This is a genomic window from Pseudonocardia kunmingensis (assembly GCF_006716445.1).
GTDB classification, from domain to species: Bacteria; Actinomycetota; Actinomycetes; order Mycobacteriales; family Pseudonocardiaceae; genus Pseudonocardia; species Pseudonocardia kunmingensis.
The window spans coordinates 850,796-867,964 of record NZ_VFPA01000003.1; the positions used below are offsets into that span (position 1 = coordinate 850,796).

The 17,169-nt window shown below is 72.4% G+C and carries 17 protein-coding genes; 13 read left to right on the forward strand and 4 right to left on the reverse strand.

The features are described 5' to 3' along the window. Nucleotides 1-32 precede the first annotated feature (32 nt). From FB558_RS26920 to FB558_RS26945, 6 genes are all read left to right on the forward strand, one after another. A complete protein-coding gene (locus tag FB558_RS26920; protein ID WP_142058033.1) occupies nucleotides 33-665 on the forward strand; it encodes a hypothetical protein in 633 nt (210 codons plus the stop codon). Further along, on the forward strand, nucleotides 662-979 hold the full coding sequence (locus FB558_RS26925; RefSeq protein WP_142058035.1) for a hypothetical protein: 318 nt from the start codon (nucleotides 662-664) through the stop codon (nucleotides 977-979). Before FB558_RS26920 ends, FB558_RS26925 begins: the two co-directional genes overlap by 4 nt. 22 nt (nucleotides 980-1,001) lie before the next feature. Then, complete coding sequence (locus tag FB558_RS26930; RefSeq protein WP_142058037.1) at nucleotides 1,002-1,793, forward strand: hypothetical protein; 792 nt, start codon at nucleotides 1,002-1,004, stop codon at nucleotides 1,791-1,793. 206 nt (nucleotides 1,794-1,999) lie between these two features. Next, nucleotides 2,000-2,806 carry a hypothetical protein gene (locus FB558_RS26935; RefSeq protein WP_142058038.1) on the forward strand — a complete coding sequence of 269 codons (807 nt, stop codon included), beginning with the start codon at nucleotides 2,000-2,002 and terminating at the stop codon, nucleotides 2,804-2,806. Nucleotides 2,807-2,880: 74 nt separating this feature from the next. Then, nucleotides 2,881-3,324, forward strand: a complete 444-nt coding sequence (locus FB558_RS26940; RefSeq protein ID WP_142058040.1) for an SRPBCC family protein — start codon at nucleotides 2,881-2,883, stop codon at nucleotides 3,322-3,324. Nucleotides 3,325-3,332: 8 nt separating this feature from the next. After that, nucleotides 3,333-4,295 carry a carbohydrate kinase family protein gene (locus FB558_RS26945; RefSeq protein ID WP_246106766.1) on the forward strand — a complete coding sequence of 321 codons (963 nt, stop codon included), beginning with the start codon at nucleotides 3,333-3,335 and terminating at the stop codon, nucleotides 4,293-4,295. Between the two features lie 93 nt (nucleotides 4,296-4,388). On the opposite strand, the gene FB558_RS26950 is transcribed toward FB558_RS26945, so the two are convergent. Continuing rightward, a complete protein-coding gene (locus FB558_RS26950) occupies nucleotides 4,389-5,219 on the reverse strand; it encodes a glycoside hydrolase family 16 protein (protein ID WP_170231540.1) in 831 nt (276 codons plus the stop codon). 227 nt (nucleotides 5,220-5,446) lie between these two features. Between FB558_RS26950 and FB558_RS26955 the strand changes: the two genes are divergently transcribed. Next, a complete protein-coding gene (locus FB558_RS26955) occupies nucleotides 5,447-6,535 on the forward strand; it encodes a malate/lactate/ureidoglycolate dehydrogenase (protein WP_142058044.1) in 1,089 nt (362 codons plus the stop codon). A 126-nt stretch (nucleotides 6,536-6,661) separates the two neighbouring features. Here FB558_RS26955 and FB558_RS26960 read toward each other — a convergent pair whose 3' ends face one another. Further along, nucleotides 6,662-7,576 (reverse strand): dihydrodipicolinate synthase family protein, encoded by a 915-nt coding sequence (locus tag FB558_RS26960; protein WP_142058046.1) that lies wholly within the window; start codon nucleotides 7,574-7,576, stop codon nucleotides 6,662-6,664. A gap of 143 nt (nucleotides 7,577-7,719) precedes the next feature. On the opposite strand from FB558_RS26960, the gene FB558_RS26965 reads away from it, so the two are divergent. The 6 genes from FB558_RS26965 to FB558_RS26990 all read left to right on the forward strand — a co-directional run bounded on the left by FB558_RS26965 (nucleotide 7,720) and on the right by FB558_RS26990 (nucleotide 13,727). Continuing rightward, complete coding sequence (locus FB558_RS26965) at nucleotides 7,720-8,394, forward strand: GntR family transcriptional regulator (RefSeq protein WP_142058048.1); 675 nt, start codon at nucleotides 7,720-7,722, stop codon at nucleotides 8,392-8,394. A gap of 94 nt (nucleotides 8,395-8,488) precedes the next feature. Further along, complete coding sequence (locus FB558_RS26970) at nucleotides 8,489-9,673, forward strand: enolase C-terminal domain-like protein (RefSeq protein WP_142058050.1); 1,185 nt, start codon at nucleotides 8,489-8,491, stop codon at nucleotides 9,671-9,673. Nucleotides 9,674-9,762: 89 nt separating this feature from the next. Next, on the forward strand, nucleotides 9,763-10,740 hold the full coding sequence (locus tag FB558_RS26975) for a tripartite tricarboxylate transporter substrate binding protein (RefSeq protein ID WP_142058052.1): 978 nt from the start codon (nucleotides 9,763-9,765) through the stop codon (nucleotides 10,738-10,740). Then, a complete protein-coding gene (locus FB558_RS26980) occupies nucleotides 10,733-11,236 on the forward strand; it encodes a tripartite tricarboxylate transporter TctB family protein (RefSeq protein ID WP_142058054.1) in 504 nt (167 codons plus the stop codon). The genes FB558_RS26975 and FB558_RS26980 overlap by 8 nt, the downstream gene beginning before the upstream one ends. 8 nt (nucleotides 11,237-11,244) lie before the next feature. After that, on the forward strand, nucleotides 11,245-12,759 hold the full coding sequence (locus FB558_RS26985; protein ID WP_142058056.1) for a tripartite tricarboxylate transporter permease: 1,515 nt from the start codon (nucleotides 11,245-11,247) through the stop codon (nucleotides 12,757-12,759). Beyond that, nucleotides 12,756-13,727, forward strand: coding sequence for a hydroxyacid dehydrogenase (locus FB558_RS26990; protein ID WP_142058058.1), 972 nt, complete (start codon nucleotides 12,756-12,758; stop codon nucleotides 13,725-13,727). Before FB558_RS26985 ends, FB558_RS26990 begins: the two co-directional genes overlap by 4 nt. A gap of 172 nt (nucleotides 13,728-13,899) precedes the next feature. On the opposite strand, the gene FB558_RS26995 is transcribed toward FB558_RS26990, so the two are convergent. Together FB558_RS26995 and FB558_RS27000 are read right to left on the reverse strand one after the other, a co-directional pair. Beyond that, the gene (locus tag FB558_RS26995; RefSeq protein WP_142058060.1) at nucleotides 13,900-14,922 is read right to left on the reverse strand and encodes a PHP domain-containing protein; all 1,023 of its coding nucleotides are present in this window, start codon (nucleotides 14,920-14,922) and stop codon (nucleotides 13,900-13,902) included. 690 nt (nucleotides 14,923-15,612) lie between these two features. Further along, nucleotides 15,613-17,160, reverse strand: coding sequence for a CYTH and CHAD domain-containing protein (locus FB558_RS27000; RefSeq protein ID WP_142058062.1), 1,548 nt, complete (start codon nucleotides 17,158-17,160; stop codon nucleotides 15,613-15,615). Between the last annotated feature and the right edge of the window lie 9 nt (nucleotides 17,161-17,169).

Sequence of the window (17,169 nt, forward strand, 5' to 3'; positions counted from 1 at the left end):
AGCGGATGCCCGCTGCTTCTACCGTCCGACGCATGGACGGACGGGATCCGCGCACCGGCCCACACGGTGCGCACGCGGCGCTACCCGTGTTGCCGCGGGACGGTCGGTACGCGGGCGAGGACGGCTCGGGTCGGGTGCGCGTCGAGCTCGACAGCGCGGCCCGGGACGTCGTGGTCGTGCTCGAGGACGGCTGGCGCTCCGCCGTCGGTGGAGCGGGTCTGCCCGGTGCGGTGCTGCAGGCCTTCTCCGCGGCCACGGTCGCACGCCTGACGGCGTGGGCCACCGGACCTGCACGGGCGCACCCACCTCCACGGCGGGTGGCGATCCGGGCAACGGCCGGATCGAGGTCGCGCGCGTGGCACGAGCTGAGCGAGTTCCGCCGACGGCTCACCACCCTGCACGCCGCCACCGAGAGCGTCGGCAGCCCCGGCCGGAAGGTGATCGTCACGGTTGCCGCCGGTCGTCTCGCAGGTGTCGAGATCGACCCGGCCTGGCAGCGCATCGCCACCGCGCGGGAGCTCGAACACCACATCGGTCATGCGCTGCGCGGCGCGCTCGCCCTGATCGCGACGCTGCCCGAACGCACTCTCGACGGCTACCCGGCGCTGCGCGCACTGCTCGCCGACACCCCGTTCGCACCCGACTCGACGGAGGCACCGCGTTGACCACTCCGACCCCGGACGAGATCCGCGTTGCGCTCAAGGCGCTCCGAGCCGATGCCGAGGACTGGGCACTCGCCGCCGAGGAGCTGCGGGCCGCGGCCGCGACCGCCGATCGGCAGAAGCTCGACCCGTCCGCGTTCACCTTCGCCGGGCGAGCCGCAGCCGCTGAGTACGAGGACCTGCGCGCCCGGATGGCCGGCTTGATCGCACAGGGGGCCGACAACCTCGACGGGATCGCCACCGCACTGCGCGCGAGCGCCGCCGCCTACGCCGCCGACGAGGCCGCCGGCGTCCACCGCATGCAGAACATCTACTGATCCACCTGTGGGGAGAAGAGCCATGACCGCTTCCTACGCACCCGAGGACCTGCTCAGCGTGGTCCCGACCATCCGATCCGGCGTCGAGGAGGCCGCGGGGCTGGTGAACGGGATCATCAGCGGCGTCGACTCCGTGCTCCGCGAGCTGCCTCCCGAACTGGTCGGTGGCGTCCGGGACGGCGTTGCCGAGGTCCGGCGCCTGTTCGAGGACGTGATCGGGCAGCTCCGCCGCGCGCTGGACGAGGCGGGCGATCCCGCAGCCTTGCGGGCCGCCGGGGAGGCCTGGGTCGGCGAGATCGGCGGGGTCGCGAGCAACCTCTCCGCCCTCGCTGTCGAGGGTTCGACCCAGGCGGCCCACCACTGGACCGGACCGGCCGCCGAGGCCTACCACCGTGCCCTTCGGCCGCAGTACCTCGCGCTCGACGCGGTGAAGACCACCGGCAATGCGATCGACACGGTCTTCAACGCGCTCGCCCGGGCGATCGTCGAGTTCTGGATGGATATCGAGGTCGCCCTCATCGCCCTCCTCGTCGGTCTGGCCGCGGCAGCGCTCCCCGCGGTGGTGCCCCTCACCACCGCTGCCGCCATCGCGGCGGCGGCCGCGTCCCTCATCGCCTTCGGCACCGCGGTGAGCAGCGCCATCACGATGTTCACCGACCTCGCCAACGAGACCAGCGTCCGCACCGCCGAACTCGGCCGTCGGGTGCACGACGGCACCGGTTTCGTGCAGGGTTCCTGGCCGGTCTCCGCCGCGGAGGAGTTCAGCGACGCCAGCCTCACCGACGGCGACCCCACCGAGTGGAACCTGCGGTGAGCACTCCACCGGGCTCCGCTGCGCACCCCGCCTCCGCGCCGCCGCCCTCGACCGACCGGTTCCACGGAGCGATTCCCGTGGACGGGCCACGGGGCCGCCGTACGCTGCGGCTCCTGGCCCTCGGGCACCTCGCCATCGCAATCGGCGCGATTCCCGCAACCCTGTTCGCGAGCGCAGGCCCGCAGGAAACGGAGCCCTCCTCCTTCGTGCCGGCTGTGGTCGCCTCCGGCATCCTCACCGCCGGCCAGCTCCTGTCCTGCCTGAACGTCGGTGCGCTGGCCCGGGCGACCACCGATCGCATCGACACCGGTCGCGTCGCGCGCACGCTGCGCCGAGCGGAATGGACCGCCGTCCCCATCGCGACCACGAGCGTGGTGCAGATGAGCCTCCTCTCCCACTCACCGGCCATGCCGGTGTTGCTCACGCTCCTGCTCGCTGCGGTGCTGCTCGAAGGGGCGCACCTCGTCTGGCTCCACCGCCGGGCGCTCGGCGACAGGCGTGGCCCCGCCGCGGAGCACCACTGGCTTCCGCCGGACGCCGGGCCGCGTGCGCGGGCTCTGTACCAGCGCGGCGTCGTCGGATGTCTGGTGTCCGGCGGCCTCGCCGCGCTTCTCCTCGTCGTCACCACCGCCCGCTACGCCGCCGAGAGCCACGGCGCGGCCAGCGCGTCGCCCGGCGCATCCATCCAGATCATCGCCGCGGCTGCCGTCACGGTCATGCCGTTCCTCCCGATCCGCGGCTTCTTGCGCCTGCGGGACGCGTTCGTCGGAGATGCCCTGCACCTCCCGGCGCTCCGGCACGCCGGCGAGTCGTTCCTCCGCGCGGGCGCCGCCGCTGTGGTCCTCCTCGCCGTCGTCATGGCGAGCACGCCGACCACACCTCCCGACGCGATCGACCTCCACGCCCGGCCCATCTTGGCGAGCATCTTCCTCATCCTCGTGGCGTCCCAGCTCATCGAGGTCATCAGGCTGGGCATCGGCGACATCCCGAAGCGCCTCGCCAGGTGGCGCTGAGCGAACCGCCCGCCTCGGGGGCGGCAGCCCGGGGTACCCCGTCGAGCCGATCGGGCGACCGGCAGGATGGCCCCATGGCACAGGTGACCGCGCGGACCGAGCGCACGATCGACGCCCCGGCGGAGCGGGTGCACGCGGCGCTCGCCGACTACGAGACCGTGCGCCCCACGATCCTCACCGAGCACTACCGCGACTACCGCGTGGAGTCGGGCGGCCAGGGCGCCGGCACGCGCGCGCACTGGCTGCTGCAGGCCACGCAGAAGCGGGTGCGCGACCAGCTCGTCGAGGTGAGCGTGCCCGGTCCGGACCGGATCGTCGAGCGGGACGCGAACTCGAGCATGGTCACCACCTGGACCGTCACCCCCGCCGGCGAGGGGCGCAGCGTCGTCACGGTCGAGAGCGCCTGGAACGGCGCCGGCGGGATCGGCGGCTTCTTCGAGCGCACCTTCGCGCCGAAGGGGCTGCAGCGCATCCACGACGGGGTGCTGGCCAAGCTCGCCGACGCCGTCCGCGGCTGACACCCGGCATGAGCGGGAACGCAGTCGTCGCGGTCGCGGGCGAGGCGCTCGTCGACATGGTCCCGGCGCCCGTCGGCGAGTACTTCGAGGCCGCGCCGGGCGGGAGCCCCGCGAACGTCGCGGTCGCGCTCTCGCGGCTCGGGGTGCCCACCCGGCTGCTGGCGCGGATCGCCGACGACATGCTGGGGCAACGCATCCGCGCGCACCTCACGACCAACGGGGTGGGGCTCGACCACGCCGTGCGGGCGGGCGAGCAGACCTCGATGGCGATGGTCGCCGTGGGCCCCGACGGCGGCGCCACCTACGACTTCCGCGTCAGCGGCACGGCCGACTGGCAGTGGCGCCCCGAGGAGCTGGCGGACGCCCTCGACGGGCCGGTCGTCGCGCTGCACTCCGGATCGCTCGCGCTGACCACCCCGCCCGGCGCGGCCGTCCTGCGCGAGCTGATCGTGCGCGCCGCGGCGGACGTGACGATCAGCTACGACCCGAACTGCCGCCCCCTGCTGATGGGCGACCCCGCCGACGTGCTGGCCGGGGTGCACGAGCTGCTCGCCGTCACCGACATCGTGAAGATCAGCAGCGAGGACCTCGAGTGGCTCGTGCCCGGCAGGCGCCCGGAGGACGTGCTGGAGGGCTGGCTCACCCGCGGGCCCGCCGTCGTCGCCGTCACGCTCGGCGGGGACGGCGTGCTCGCCGGTACCGCGGACGGCGTGCGGGCGCGGCGGCCCGGCGTGCCGATCACGGTGGTCGACACGGTCGGCGCGGGCGACACGTTCTCCGCCGCGCTGCTCGCCGGCCTGCACCGGCGGGGCCTGCTCGGCGCGCCCGCCCGCCCGGACCTGCGCGCCGTCGACGCCGAGACCCTCGACGCCCTGCTCGACGAGGCCGCCCTCGCCGCCGCGATCACCTGCAGCCGCCGCGGCGCCGACCCGCCCACCGCCGACGACCTGCAGGCGCGCCGCCCGGCGTGACCGCCGGGCCGCACACACCGGAACGGCCCCGCACAGACGCTCTGGCGTGTGTGCCGAGCCGGCACGGTGTGTGCGGCGCCCGGCGGGGTGTCGTCACGGGGTGAGGCGGCGGGGCGCCCGGTCCGGGTAGTCCTCCGGCTGGCCCGTCGCCGGGTCTCCGGGGGCCAGTGACAGCTCGGCAGGCTCGCTCTCCGGCAGCGCCCACTGCATCGCCCAGTCCATGTGCATGGCGGTGGGACCGCCAGCCGGCGGGAAGTAGTCCAGCTGCATCGTCATGTTCATCGGCCGGGGCGGGAAGTGGTCGGTCTCCGTGGTCGAGTACCACTCCTCGCCGTCCACGTAGGCGGTGATCTTCTCGGGCGTCCACTCGAGCGCGTACGCCGACCACTGCGTCGAGTCGTGCTGCACGGACCCGTAGTCCTGGTCGTTGTCCGGGCCGTAGTGCAGGAAGAAGCTCGTCTCCTGCCGGTCGTCGGACATGATCTCCATCCAGTCGATCTCCCCGCCCACCGGGAAGTCCTCGGCCACCGGCCAGAGCAGCAGCAGCGCGTTCAGCCCGCCGGACGCCTCCTCGGAGCGCACGCAGGCCTCCCACCGGCCGTGGCGCTGCCCGGGGTGCCAGCTCATGGCGCCGGTCGTGCCGTCCTCGGTGGCGCTGATCGTGACCACGCCGTCCGCGACGGTGATCGCCTCCGGCGTGCGGATCCCTTCCTTGTCATGCCCCGGCTCGGGGCCGTAGGGGTGCCAGTCACCGGGCAGGCCGTCGGTGAAGTCGGAGCGCCGCGTCGGGTCGCCCCAGCCGTACCGCTCCGCGGCGGTGGTGGCGCACTCCGACGGGTCGGGGGGCGCGGGTGGCGCCTTGCCCGCCGCGATCAACGTCAACGCGCTCACCACTCCGACGAACGTTCGGGGCAGAACGGACATCCGCACCATCATCACCTCCAGTCCCATTGGAACCGGGCGGAGCGCGCGGCGCGAAGCCAGCCACGCGTACGGGTGAGGCGTATCTCGAGCTTCCCGCCGGCCACCGCTCATAGATCGACAGCGGGTGCTCACACCGACAGCGATGGGCGTGCCGGAACGACAACCGGCATGTGAGCAGTCCGTCTCAGCGGCGGGTCGCGTGCCGAACAGTCGGTCATGCTTGCACCGTGACGAGTGACGGAGCGGTTCGACTGGTCGGTGTCCACAAGCTGGAAGGGCTCGTTGCGGCGATCTTCACCGCCGCTGGGTGTGCGGGCGTGGAGGCCGAGCTCATCGCTCGGGAGCTGGTGAGCGCGAACCTGGCCGGTCACGACAGTCACGGCGTCGTCCGCGTGCCGATCTACGTCGACCGGGTGCGCCGGGGCTGGGTGCGGGCCGGACAGGAAGCGGAGATCGTCACGGACGGTGGCGCGTTCGTCGTGCTCGACGGGAACAGCGGTTTCGGCCAGACGGTCGCCACGCAGGCCGTCGCGCTCGGCGTCGAGCGGGCGCGGGAGAACGGCAGCTGCATCGTCGCGCTGCGCAACGCCGGGCACATCGGCCGCGTCGGCACGTACGCCGACACCGCGCTCGCCGCAGGCCTGATCTCGATCCACTTCGTCAACGTCGCCGGATCACCACTGGTCGCCCCGTTCGGCGCGGTGGATCGGCGGTTCTCGACCGCACCGTTCGCGGTGGGACTCCCGCTGCCGGAGCGCCCGCTCGTGCTGGACTTCGCGACGTCGCTCGTCGCCGAGGGCAAGGTGCAGGTGGCCTCCTACGGCGGCAAGCCACTGCCGCCGGACGCCCTGGTCTCCCCGGACGGACGCATGTCCGCCGACCCGCGCGTCCTCTACGGCGACTACGGGCCCGCCGACCTGCGCAGCCCGGCAGAAGGCGCCGGCGCCATCAGGGCGTTCGGCGAGCACAAGGGATCGGGCCTCGCGCTGATGTGCGAGCTGCTCGCCGGCGCGTTCACCGGCGGCGGCTGCGCGGGCCCGCTCGACGGGCCGCGCAAGGGCATCGCGAACGGGATGCTGTCGATCTACCTCTCCCCCGCCCACTTCGGCACGCAGGCCGAGTTCGAGCGGACCGCGCGCGAGTACCTGGACTGGGTGCTCGCGGCGCGCCCGATCGACCCGGCGCGGCCCGTCCTCGCCCCCGGCGACCCCGAGGCCGCCACGCGCGCCGTCCGGCTCGCCGAAGGCGTGCCGCTCCCGGTGGACACCTGGGCCGCCATCCTCCGCACCGCGGAGTCCCTCGGCGTCGCGTCCTGAGCGGTCCCACAGGGGCCGCAACCAACACGGTGGCAGTGCTCCGGCTCTCCCGGAGTACGGCCACCGTGCTGCGAGTCGGGGCCGGGGGCGTCCGCGGTGTCGCGCTCCCCGGCCGACCTGCGCCGCTCAGGCCGCCGCGTCGAGCTCCCACTCGGCGAGGCAGGCGGCAACGCGGGCCCGCAGCGCCTCGGGCAGGACCGAGATGGGCGGACGCACGTCGCGCCGGCAGAGGGAGAGCTGGGCCAGCGCCTCCTTGACGATGCTCACGTTGTGCTCGGAGTTCGCTCCCACCCTCAGCTCCTCGAAGGGACGAATGCTCTCCCACAACCGCAGAGCCGCGTCGCGGTCGCTCGAGCTCAGGGCCTTGTGCATGTCCAGCGACAGCCGCGGTGCGACGTTGACCAGCCCCGAGGTGAAGCCCGTGGCACCGTAGGCGAAGTATCCGGGGGCGGACAGTTCGGCGAGGCCTGCGATCCAGACCAGGTCGGCGTCGCCCGAGTCCTGGCGGACCCGGGCAAAGCAGGTGGCGTCGGGAACGGCGTACTTGACGGCGACGAAGTTCGGAGACCGCCGCGCGAGCTCAGCGACGTCCGCGCCGGAGATCGCGGGGTTCCGCAGATAGGGGATCACTCCCAGCTCGGGCACCGAAGCGGCGATCCGGGCGTGGTACTCGACCCACCCCGCCGAGCTCACGTAGGGGTGGGGAGGTTGGTGGATCATGATGGCCTCGGCACCGGCCCCGCGCGCGTGGACGGCGGCCTCGATCGCGTCCGGGACCGAACCGCCGACCCCGGCCATGGTGACGGCGCGGTCATGGCCGAGCTCCACGGTCAGGTCGAGGACCCGGCACCGCTCGGCAGTCGAGAGCGCGTAGTACTCCCCGGTGTTGCCGTTGGGAGTGAGGACGCGCACCCCACCGTCCACCATCCGCGCCAGCACGCGGCGGAACGCCTGCTCGTCCAGGTGACCGTCCTCGGCGAAGGGCGCCACGGGGATGGCGACGACCGCGGCCAACTCCCGGCGGAGCTGGGTGAGATCCATGCGACAAACCTCTCGACGTCGGTGAAAGCGCCGTACTTCATATACGATACATCATACGACGGCCGCGAATCGAGTACGATGCCGCAGGCTCCGGAACAGCCGATCCGGAACAGTCCCGAACGAGACCCCAGGAACGGCAGGCCATGGCGGACGACCCCGTGTTCGCGCGCTCCTTCGAGCTGCCCAAGTCCCGCATCGACCACGTGCTCGAGCAGATCCGCAGCGGGATCCTGACCCAGCGCCTCGCGCCGGGCCGGCCGCTGGTCGAGGCGGAGCTCGCCAGGGAGCTCGGCGTCTCGAAGACGCCGGTACGCGAGGCGCTCAAGATGCTGTCGCTGTCCGGCCTGGTGACCTTCACCCCGTACAAGGGCGCCTCGGTGCGCACCGTCGACGAGCACTTGGCCCGCTCGGTCTACGAGGTCCGAATCCTGCTGGAACCCGAGGGGTTGAAGCGGGCGGTCGAGGCCAAGTCGGCCTTCGACCGGGCGGCAGCGGTGCTCGGAGAGGCCCGCGAGGCGGGCATGGCGGGCGACCGGGCCAGGCTGAGCCTGCTGAACCGGACCTTCCACGGGCTGCTCTACGCCGACTGCGGCAACCCCGTGCTGATCGACATCCTGGAGAACCTGCGTGACCGCGCCGCACTGATCAGCATCGTCGGATGGGAGAAGTCGCCGACGTGGGAGGAGGAGTGGCGCGAGCACCGCAAGATCCTCGGGGCCGCCCTCGAGGGCGACGCGGAACGGGCCGCCCTCCTGCTCCGCGACCACGTGCAGAGCTTCCTCGACCGCACGCTGGCCGCCATGGCCGCGGAGGAGTGAACCCGCGGCATCACTGTACGGTGTGTCATATCTGATGTACGTTCCCTCGCCATACGGCACGCGACGGCGCCCTGGGCGCCAGAGGAGGCCAACCATGGCGAGGATCGACCGGGTCGAGGTCACCAGCTTCTCCGTGGAGCTGCGCGACTTCGCCCGCCGGTACACCGACGACGCGGTCGCCGGCTCCCTCGTCTACTCCCCCGGCGCCCTGACCCGACGCCCGGCGCTGCTCACCCGGATCCACACCGAGGACGGGCACGTCGGGGAGTTCGCCTACTGGGCCCGGCCGGACACCGTGGAGCAGGCGATCGATGCGGCACGGATCGCGGTGGGGCGCCACTGGCACAGCAGGGAGCAGATCTACCGGGTCGCCCGCCGCCAGGCCAGACCCAAACACTCCTACGGGCTGAGCTGGATCGACAACGCGCTGTGGGATCTCGCCGGAAAGGCATGGGGCGCTTCCCTCACCGAAATGCTCGGCGGGTTCCGCACGACCATTCCCTGCTACGTCTCCTGCCACAACGGCGACCGGCTCGGGAGCCTCTCGACCAAGGAGAGCGTCGCCGAGTTCTTCGGCGGGCTGCAGCACCAGGGCGTGCGCGGGTTCAAGATGCACAGCTGGCACGAGGGCGACAAATGGGAGGAGGCCGAGAACGTCGCGTACCTGCGGTCGGTCCTCGGTGACCGCACCGAGCTGATGCTCGACCCGGCCTGCGTCTTCGACTCCGTGAGCGATGCGATCTTCGTGGGCAAGGCGGCGCAGGACGCCGGTTTCAAGTGGTACGAGGACCCGCTCCGGCCGCTCGGCGTGGGCGCCTTCCCGCACAAGCAGCTACGGGAGGCGCTCGACATCCCCATCCTGCAGACCGAGCACGTCCCGGGCCCGGAGGCCAAGGCGGACTTCCTCCTCGGCGGGGGCACCGACCTGCTGCGGGTGGACGCCCAGCTCGACCTCGGAGTCACCGGTTGCCTGCGGACCATCAAGTTCGCCGAGGCGCTCGGGGTCAACGTCGAGGTGCACGGCCCCAGCCCGGTCCACCGACACCTGATCGCCGCGATGCAGAACACGACGTGGTACGAGATCGCCAACACCTCTCCGGCCATGAGCGATCCCTCCCCCGCGATCTACACCTGCGGATACGACGACGACCTGGCCAGCATCGCCGCCGACGGAACTGTCGCGGTCCCGTCGGGGCCGGGCATCGGCGTCGAGTACGACACCGAGCTGATCGAGAAGCAGATCCTGCGCAGCCAGACCGTCACCGCTTCCGACGTTTGACCCCACCCGGCCCGACGAGACCGCGGCTGCCCTCGGGCGCCCGGTCGGATCCCGCAGCCGAGTACTCAACGGAGAGTGAGGAACGCACCATGAAGAAGCGCTCCCTCAGCGCCATCGCCATCACGGCCGCTCTGCTCCTGTCCGCCTGCGGCAACGTCCTCACCGGGGACGTCGGCGCCGCGGACACCTGGCCGTCGAGGAACATCCAGATCATCGTCCCCTTCGGGGCGGGCGGCGACACCGACTTCAACGCCCGTGCGTATGCGGGTTACCTCGAGGAGGACCTCGGCACCACCGTCACGGTGGTCAACATCGAGGGCAACGGGGGCGCGACCGGTACCGCGGAGGCCGCGCGGGCGGCAGCCGACGGGTACACCGCCCTGTTCTTCCACGCCGCCCTCCTGGTCAACGAGGTCTCGGGCGCGTCCGACATCGGGATCGACGACTTCGAGTACGTGGCCACGGCCGCCTCGTCGCCGGGCGACATCATCGCCGTCAGGTCCGACAGCGGCTTCACCGACCTCCCGAGCCTGATCGAGTACTCGACGCAGCACCCGGGAGAGCTCAAGGTCGCCGCAGACGTCGGAGCGACGACCCACGTCATCGCACTGCAACTGCAGCAGGCCGGCGCGAACGTCAACATCGTCTCGTCGGGCGGCTCCTCCGACCGGACCGCCGCGCTCGTGGGCGGCCATGTCGATGTGATCATCAATCCGTACGGCACCATCGCCGACTACCTCGACAACGGCGACTTCACCGCGTTGGCCAACGTCCGGCCCGAGCGGGCCGAGGGCTTCTCCGACATCCCGACCGCCACCGAGCAGGGCGTCCCGCAGATCAACTGGACGAACCACTACTTCCTGGCGCTCCCCGCGGGAACGCCGCAGGAGATCGTCGACGCGTTCGCCGACGCGATGGAGAAGGTCAACCAGCGCGAGGACTACCGCACCGACATCTTCGGGGCCTACCGGCAGGAGCCGGTCTTCGGCCGTACCGACCAGGGACTGGCCGACTTGCAGCGGACCAGGGAGACCGTGATCCAGTTCGAGGACGAGTTCCGTGGATGAACGAGCGAGCGGGGGTCTGCTCGGGTCTCGCCGGCACCGGCTCGGGAACGTGGCCGCCGGAGCCGCCGTGATGCTGGTCGGTGCGGTGGGGTTCGTCTCCGCCGGCTCGGTCCAGGGGGTCAGCGGGACCACGCACGGCCTTCCCCCGTCGTTCCTGCCACGTGTCGTCACCGGCCTGTTGATCCTGACCGGCCTGGTCATCGCGCTGTCACGGTCGGAGACGCGCTCGGCCCAGGATGCCGACGACGCCCCTGCCGACTGGCTCCGGGTCGGCGCGTCCCTGCTCGCGATCACGCTCTACGTGCTGCTGGTCGCTCCGCTCGGCTTCGTGATCTCGTCCGCGCTCTACCTCGCCGCCCAGGCGCTCATCCTGGCCCCGCGCGGGCGCAGGCCGACGATCACGGCCGTGGTGGTCGCGGTCGCGCTGCCGATCCCGGTCTACCTGGCCTTCGTACGCGGGCTCAGCGTGCTCCTCCCCGTCGGGCTCTTCGGATAGGAACCAGCATGATCGAACCGATCCTGACGGCCTTCGGGAATGCCCTCACCCCCGCGATGCTGCTCACCATCGTGCTGGGCGTGGCCCTGGGCCTGGTCTTCGGCGCCATGCCCGGCCTCAGCGCCACGATGGCGGTGGCGCTGTGCCTCCCCCTGACCTACACGATGGGCCCGGAACAGGCCATGGCGCTGCTGATGGGGCTCTACATCGGCGGTATCAGCGGGGGGCTGATCACCGCGATCCTGCTGAGGATCCCCGGCACCACCTCGAGCATCGCCACGACCTTCGACGGGCACCCGATGGCCGCCCGCGGCGAGGCGGGCAAGGCACTTGCGGGCGGCATCTGGTCCAGTTTCCTCGGCGGGCTCGTCTCTATCATCGCGCTGATACTGCTCGCACCCCTGATCGCCGGGTTCGCCGTCACCCTCGGCCCGCACGAGTACTTCGCGCTGTCCGTGTTCGCGCTGACCCTGATCGGTGTCCTCTCGTCGAGGTCGATGGCCAAGGGGATCGCCGCGGGCGTGCTCGGCATGGCGCTCGCCATGGTCGGCCCGGCCCCCGTCGGCGGCGGCGAACGGTTCACCTTCGGCATCGACGCGCTGAGCTCCGGGTTCGCCCTGCTGCCCGTGCTGATCGGGCTGTTCGCGGTGTCCGAGATCCTGACGGAGGCGCAGAAGGGCATCAGCGCCCGGCTCAGGCCGGCGCACAAGGTCACGGGCCTCGGCCTGGGGCTCCGCGAGATGCTGGCCCAGAAGTGGAACTTCCTGCGCTCGACCGCGATCGGCCTCGGCATCGGGATCCTCCCCGGCATGGGCGGGGGCACGTCGAACCTGCTGTCCTACGCCGCGGCCAAGAGCGTCTCGAAGACCCCGGAGAAGTTCGGCAAGGGCACGATGGACGGCGTCGTGGCCTCCGAGTCCGCGAACAACGCCTCGATCGGCGGTGCCCTGATCCCGCTGCTCACCCTGGGTATCCCCGGCGACACCGTGACCGCCATGCTCCTCGGAGGCCTCATGATCCAGGGCCTTGCTCCGGGGCCGTTGCTCCTGACCAACCACGCGGACGTCGTCTACAGCGTCTACGCCGCCCTGCTGATCGCCAACGTCGTGATGCTGCTGCTGATGCTGCTCGGGCTCCGCGCCTTCGTCCGCGTGCTCTCGATCCCGAAGTACGTGCTGCTCCCCGTGGTGATGGTGCTGTGCGTCGTCGGCGCGTACGGCAACAACAACCGGGTCTTCGACGTGATCACCCTCGCGATCTTCGGCGGTCTGGGCCTGCTCCTGACCAGATACGGCTTCCCGCTGCCGCCCCTGATCCTCGGATTCGTCCTGGGGCCGATCATCGAGCGCAACTTCAGCGAGGGGATGATGGCGAGCGAGGGCAACGCACTCGGCTTCCTCACCCACCCGATCTCCGCGGTCTTCCTGGTGATCGCCGCACTCACCTTCGGCCTGACGCTCCTGCAGAACCACCGGAGCGCCCGTTCCCGGGGCTCCGCCGACACCGCCGAGGTGCACGCGTGACGACCCGGGTACTGGTCCCCCAGCCGATCGCGCCGGCAGGGCTCGAGGTACTCCGCGAGGCAGGCCTCGAGACCCGTGAGCTGGACACGACCGACGCCGCCGAGCTGCGGCAGGCCATCGTCGACTGCAGTGGCGTCCTGGTGCGCACCGCGCCCCTGCCCGCGGACGTGTTGAGCGCCGCCCCGGGCCTCGAGGTCGTGTCGCGGCACGGTGTGGGCCTCGACGCGATCGACACCGGGTACTGCCGCGACCACGGCATCCGCGTCACGTTCGCGCCGGAGTCGAACACGGTCACCGTCGCCGAGCACACCATCGGCCTGATGACCGCGATCACCAAGAACCTGCGCACCGTCGACGCGGCCACCCGCGCCGGCGACTTCGGCGCCCGCAGCCGCAGCTACGGCATCGAGCTGGACGGCAAGACGCTCGGCGTGGTCGGGCTGGGCCGCATCGGCCGGCTGGTCGCGCAGAAGGCACGCCTGGGTTTCGGCATGCGGCTTCTCGGCTACGACGCCTACCTCCCCGAGGACGCCGGGCCGGAGGGCGTGCACCGCTGCGCTCTGGAGGAGCTGCTGGCGAGCTCCGACGTGGTCACCGTGCACGTGCCGTTCACCCCGGGCTCCCGGCACGTGATCGACGCCGCGGGGCTGCGCTCGATGAAACGTGCCGCCTACCTGGTCAACTGCTCCCGAGGAGGCACCGTGGACGAGGCGGCCCTGATCGACGCGCTGCGCGACGGGCATCTCGCCGGCGCCGGTCTCGACGTCTTCGAGACCGAACCGCTCCCCGCGGGCCATCCCCTGACGGCACTCGACAACGTGCTGCTCACTCCACACATGGCCGCGCACAGCACCGAGGCGCTGGACAGAATGGCCGCCCACGCCGCCGAGGGCATCGTCGACGTGCTCGGCGGTCGCGAACCCCGGTGGCCGGCCGACCGCCCGCCGGTCGGCCACCGGCCCGGCTGATCGCCCCCACCGTTCGGGCGCAACGGAACAGCCCGGGCGTCGCACGTTGAGTGCGAGAGAGCGCCGCTCGTCGCTCCGCGAAGGCTCAGGCGGGTTCCCGGCGAATCAGCCGGCCTGGGAAGGCGGGACTCGGCGGCGGGCGTCAGCATCTGGGAAAGGCGGCCGCGCAAGGTCAGTCGCGTGTACGAGTGAGAAGCCTGTCGACGGGCCAGGTGTTGAGGATCCGCTCGACCGGCACCGCGCACTCGGCGGCACGTTCGCAGCCGTTGCGCAGCCAGTCGAGCTGGCCCGGGGCGTGGGCGTCGGTGTCGATCGTGAACTGGCAACCGGCCTCCGCGGCGAGGCGCAGCAGCCGCCGGGGCGGGTCGAGCCGCTCGGGTCGGGAGTTGACCTCCACGGCGACGCCCCGCTCCGCGCAGGCGGCGAACACCTCGGCGGCGTCGAACTGCGACTCCGGCCGCTTGCGGCTCCCGGTGACCATCCGGCCCGTGCAGTGCCCCAGCACGTCGACGTGCGGGTTGTCGATCGCCGTGAGCATCCGCTCGGTCATCTCCGCACGCGGCATCCGCAGCTTCGAGTGCACCGACGCCACGACGACGTCCAACTCGGCGAGCAGGTCCTCGTCCTGGTCGAGGGATCCGTCCTCGTTGATGTCGACCTCGATTCCGGTGAGCACCCGGAAACCGGTCAGCTCGGCGTTGAGCTCGGCGATGTCCTCGAGCTGCGCGCGCAGCCGGTCGGCCGACAGCCCGTTGGCCACCGTGAGCCGCGGCGAGTGGTCGGTGATCACCAGGTAGTCGTGGCCGAGCGCCTGCGCGGTCTCGACCATCTCGCGCAGCGGGGACCCGCCGTCGGAGGCGTCGGTGTGGGTGTGGCAGTCCCCGCGGATGGCTTCGACCAGGGCCTCGGCGGCCTCGTCGAGCGGCGAGGGCTCGATCGCCTCCAGCCGCTGCAGGTAGGCGGGCGGCTCCCCCGCCACCGACTCGGCGACGCAGCGCGCCGTGACGTCTCCGACGCCCTTGAGCCGCACCAGCTCGCCGGTGCGCACCAGCCGCGCGATCTCGTCGGGGTCACGACGGCGCAGCACGGCGGCCGCGGTGCGGAACGCCCGCACCCGGTAGGTCGACTCGTGGGCCCGTTCCAGCAGGAAGGCGATCCGGCGCAGGTCCGCGACGGCATCCCGGGTCTCGGTCACGCCCGGATCGTCGCACGTCCGGGATCCGGCGTGCCGTGATCGCTCCGAGGAGCACAGCACGGTCCCCACGATGACAAGGCGGTACGACTCAGACCGATCACAGCCGCATGATCCCTTCGAGCAGCACGCCACGGCGACGGCCGCGCGAGTCTCCCGTCCAGACAGCGCGAGTCTCCCGTCCAGACAGCGCGAGTCTCCCGCCCGAGCAGGGTGGGTCCCGCATCTCGACAGCGCGAGTCTCGCGGCCGGACGGGGAGGCCTCGTGATCGAGCAGGGTGAGCCTCACGCTCGGGCGGGCCCCGCTCCCCGTGTCGGAGGGGTGAGCCCCGCGTTCGAACGGGTACGAATCGCCTCCCGACGTGCGTGTGCCACCTCCGGACGGACTGGGTATCACGAGGCGTCCGGCGCTCCGGCAGGGAAGGCGCACCTGGGCGAGCGCGATCGTTCCGAGCCGTGCTCGAACGTGCCCGGCGGGACCGTGAGGTGCGGCCCGCCCGAACGCGAGACTCGCCCTGTCCGAACGGGAGACTCGCGCTTTCCGAACGCGGGACTCGCGCTTTCCGAACGGGAGACTCGCCCTGTCCGAACGGGAGACTCGCCCTGTCCGAACGGGAGACTCGCGCTTTCCAAACGCGAGACTCGCCCTGTCCGAACGGGAGACTCGCGCTGTCCGGGCGGGGGACTCGCGGGTCAGCGGAGCCAGCGGCGGTTGCGGCGCTGCCAGGCCTCGGCCCACATCTGCGGCAGGTCCTCCTCGATCCGGGCGGCGCGGGCGGTGTCGCGGCCGTGCAGCACGCCGAAGGCGAAGCCGTTCTCACCGTCGGCGTGGGCGAGGGCGCCGAGCTCGCGCAGCGCGTCGCGGGCGACGACGGTGTCCTGGTGCTCGCCGAGCGCCTTCTGCAAGCCCTTGAGCGACTTGGCGAATCGCTTGGCGTCCTTGCCGATCGCCGGCCGGGCCACCTCGGTGGCGTAGCGCAGCCGCTTGCCGGCCTTGCGGGCGGAGTGCACGGCGACGTCGCGCTCGTCGTCGGGCCGGCCCGGGTCGACGGCGGTGGTGACGGCGCGGTCCAGCCGCCGCGCGGTGCGTCCGACGTGCGCGGGCAGCTCCTTGCGGGCAGGGCGGGCGGCGCGCTTGGTCAGGGGCGGGCGCTGCACGAGGTCGTCGAGGGCGGTGCGCAGCCGGGCGTATGCCTCGCCGTCGAGGGTCGCCAGCACGGCGGCCGCGGCCTCCGCCTCCACGCGCGCGTAGTGCCGCGTGACCTGCGCCTGCACCGGCCCGAGACGCAGCTCGGGCTCCAGGTCGGCGAGCGAGGTGCGGATCCGTTCGTGCAGCACCTCGGCGTCGCGGGCCGGGGCGAGGGCGCGGCCCAACTCGCGCAGGCCGTCCACCAGCGGCTCGGTGCGGTCCCGGTCCAGGAGCCGCCGGTAGGCCTGCAGGGCGCTGCGGACGCGGCGCGCCGCCACCCGCAGCTGGTGCACCGCGTCCGGCTCACCGCGCCGGACCCGCAGGTCCTCGGCGGCGATCCGTTCGACGTGCGCGGCCAGGTACTCGGTCAGCGCGGCGCCGGCCGAACCGGGCTTCCCGCGCTTCCCCCCACCGCGGGAGCCGCGCGACGGCCGCGCCACCGGGCGCAGCAACCGGTCCAGCTCGGCCTCGGCGGCGCTCGTCGCCGGCCGCAGCCCCGCTTCGGCGAACCGCTGCCGCAGCGCGGCACCGAGTCCGTCGTCGGCGACGTCGCGCGGCTCCACCTCGGTCCACGCCACTCCCTGGGTCGAGCGGCCCTGGGTCGCGATCGTCACGTGGTCGTGGACGACGGTGCCGAGCGCGCGCTCGCCGTCGCCCCGCAGCCGGGTCTCGGTGCGCACGCGACGGACCCGCCCGACCGGGTGCAGGGGGTCCTTGCGCGCGACGCCGCGCACCAGCTCGGTCAGCTCGCCGGGCACCTCGGGGTTCGGCGGGGCGTCCGGCGCGAGCGCCACGCGCAGCTGCTCGGCGCTGTCACCGTCGGGGAGCTCCAGGAGCCAGTACCCCTGCTCGTCGTCCCCGCGGTGCAGGGCGAGCGCGATCCCCGCCGCCGCCAGGCGGTGGTCGGGCGTGTCGTAGCGCTCGACCTCGAGCACCCGCTGCGGTGCGGTGTCCTCGTGGGCGACGCCGGGGAGCGCGGTGAGTCGGGGTGCGCCGGCCTCGGCGGCTCCGCGGTGGATCCGGCTCTCGGTGCGGGTCGTCGTGTCGGTCATCCGATCGAG

Excerpts from the sequence above, each read along its gene's own strand:
- FB558_RS26920 (WP_142058033.1), top strand. The coding sequence starts at position 33 with ATGGACGGACGGGATCCGCGCACCGGCCCACACGGTGCGCACGCGGCG.
- FB558_RS26930 (WP_142058037.1), top strand. The coding sequence starts at position 1,002 with ATGACCGCTTCCTACGCACCCGAGGACCTGCTCAGCGTGGTCCCGACC.
- FB558_RS26940 (WP_142058040.1), top strand. The coding sequence starts at position 2,881 with ATGGCACAGGTGACCGCGCGGACCGAGCGCACGATCGACGCCCCGGCG.
- FB558_RS26945 (WP_246106766.1), top strand. The coding sequence starts at position 3,333 with ATGAGCGGGAACGCAGTCGTCGCGGTCGCGGGCGAGGCGCTCGTCGAC.
- FB558_RS26950 (WP_170231540.1), bottom strand. The coding sequence starts at position 5,219 with ATGTCCGTTCTGCCCCGAACGTTCGTCGGAGTGGTGAGCGCGTTGACG.
- FB558_RS26960 (WP_142058046.1), bottom strand. The coding sequence starts at position 7,576 with ATGGATCTCACCCAGCTCCGCCGGGAGTTGGCCGCGGTCGTCGCCATC.
- FB558_RS26965 (WP_142058048.1), top strand. The coding sequence starts at position 7,720 with ATGGCGGACGACCCCGTGTTCGCGCGCTCCTTCGAGCTGCCCAAGTCC.
- FB558_RS26970 (WP_142058050.1), top strand. The coding sequence starts at position 8,489 with ATGGCGAGGATCGACCGGGTCGAGGTCACCAGCTTCTCCGTGGAGCTG.
- FB558_RS26975 (WP_142058052.1), top strand. The coding sequence starts at position 9,763 with ATGAAGAAGCGCTCCCTCAGCGCCATCGCCATCACGGCCGCTCTGCTC.
- FB558_RS26985 (WP_142058056.1), top strand. The coding sequence starts at position 11,245 with ATGATCGAACCGATCCTGACGGCCTTCGGGAATGCCCTCACCCCCGCG.
- FB558_RS27000 (WP_142058062.1), bottom strand. The coding sequence starts at position 17,160 with ATGACCGACACGACGACCCGCACCGAGAGCCGGATCCACCGCGGAGCC.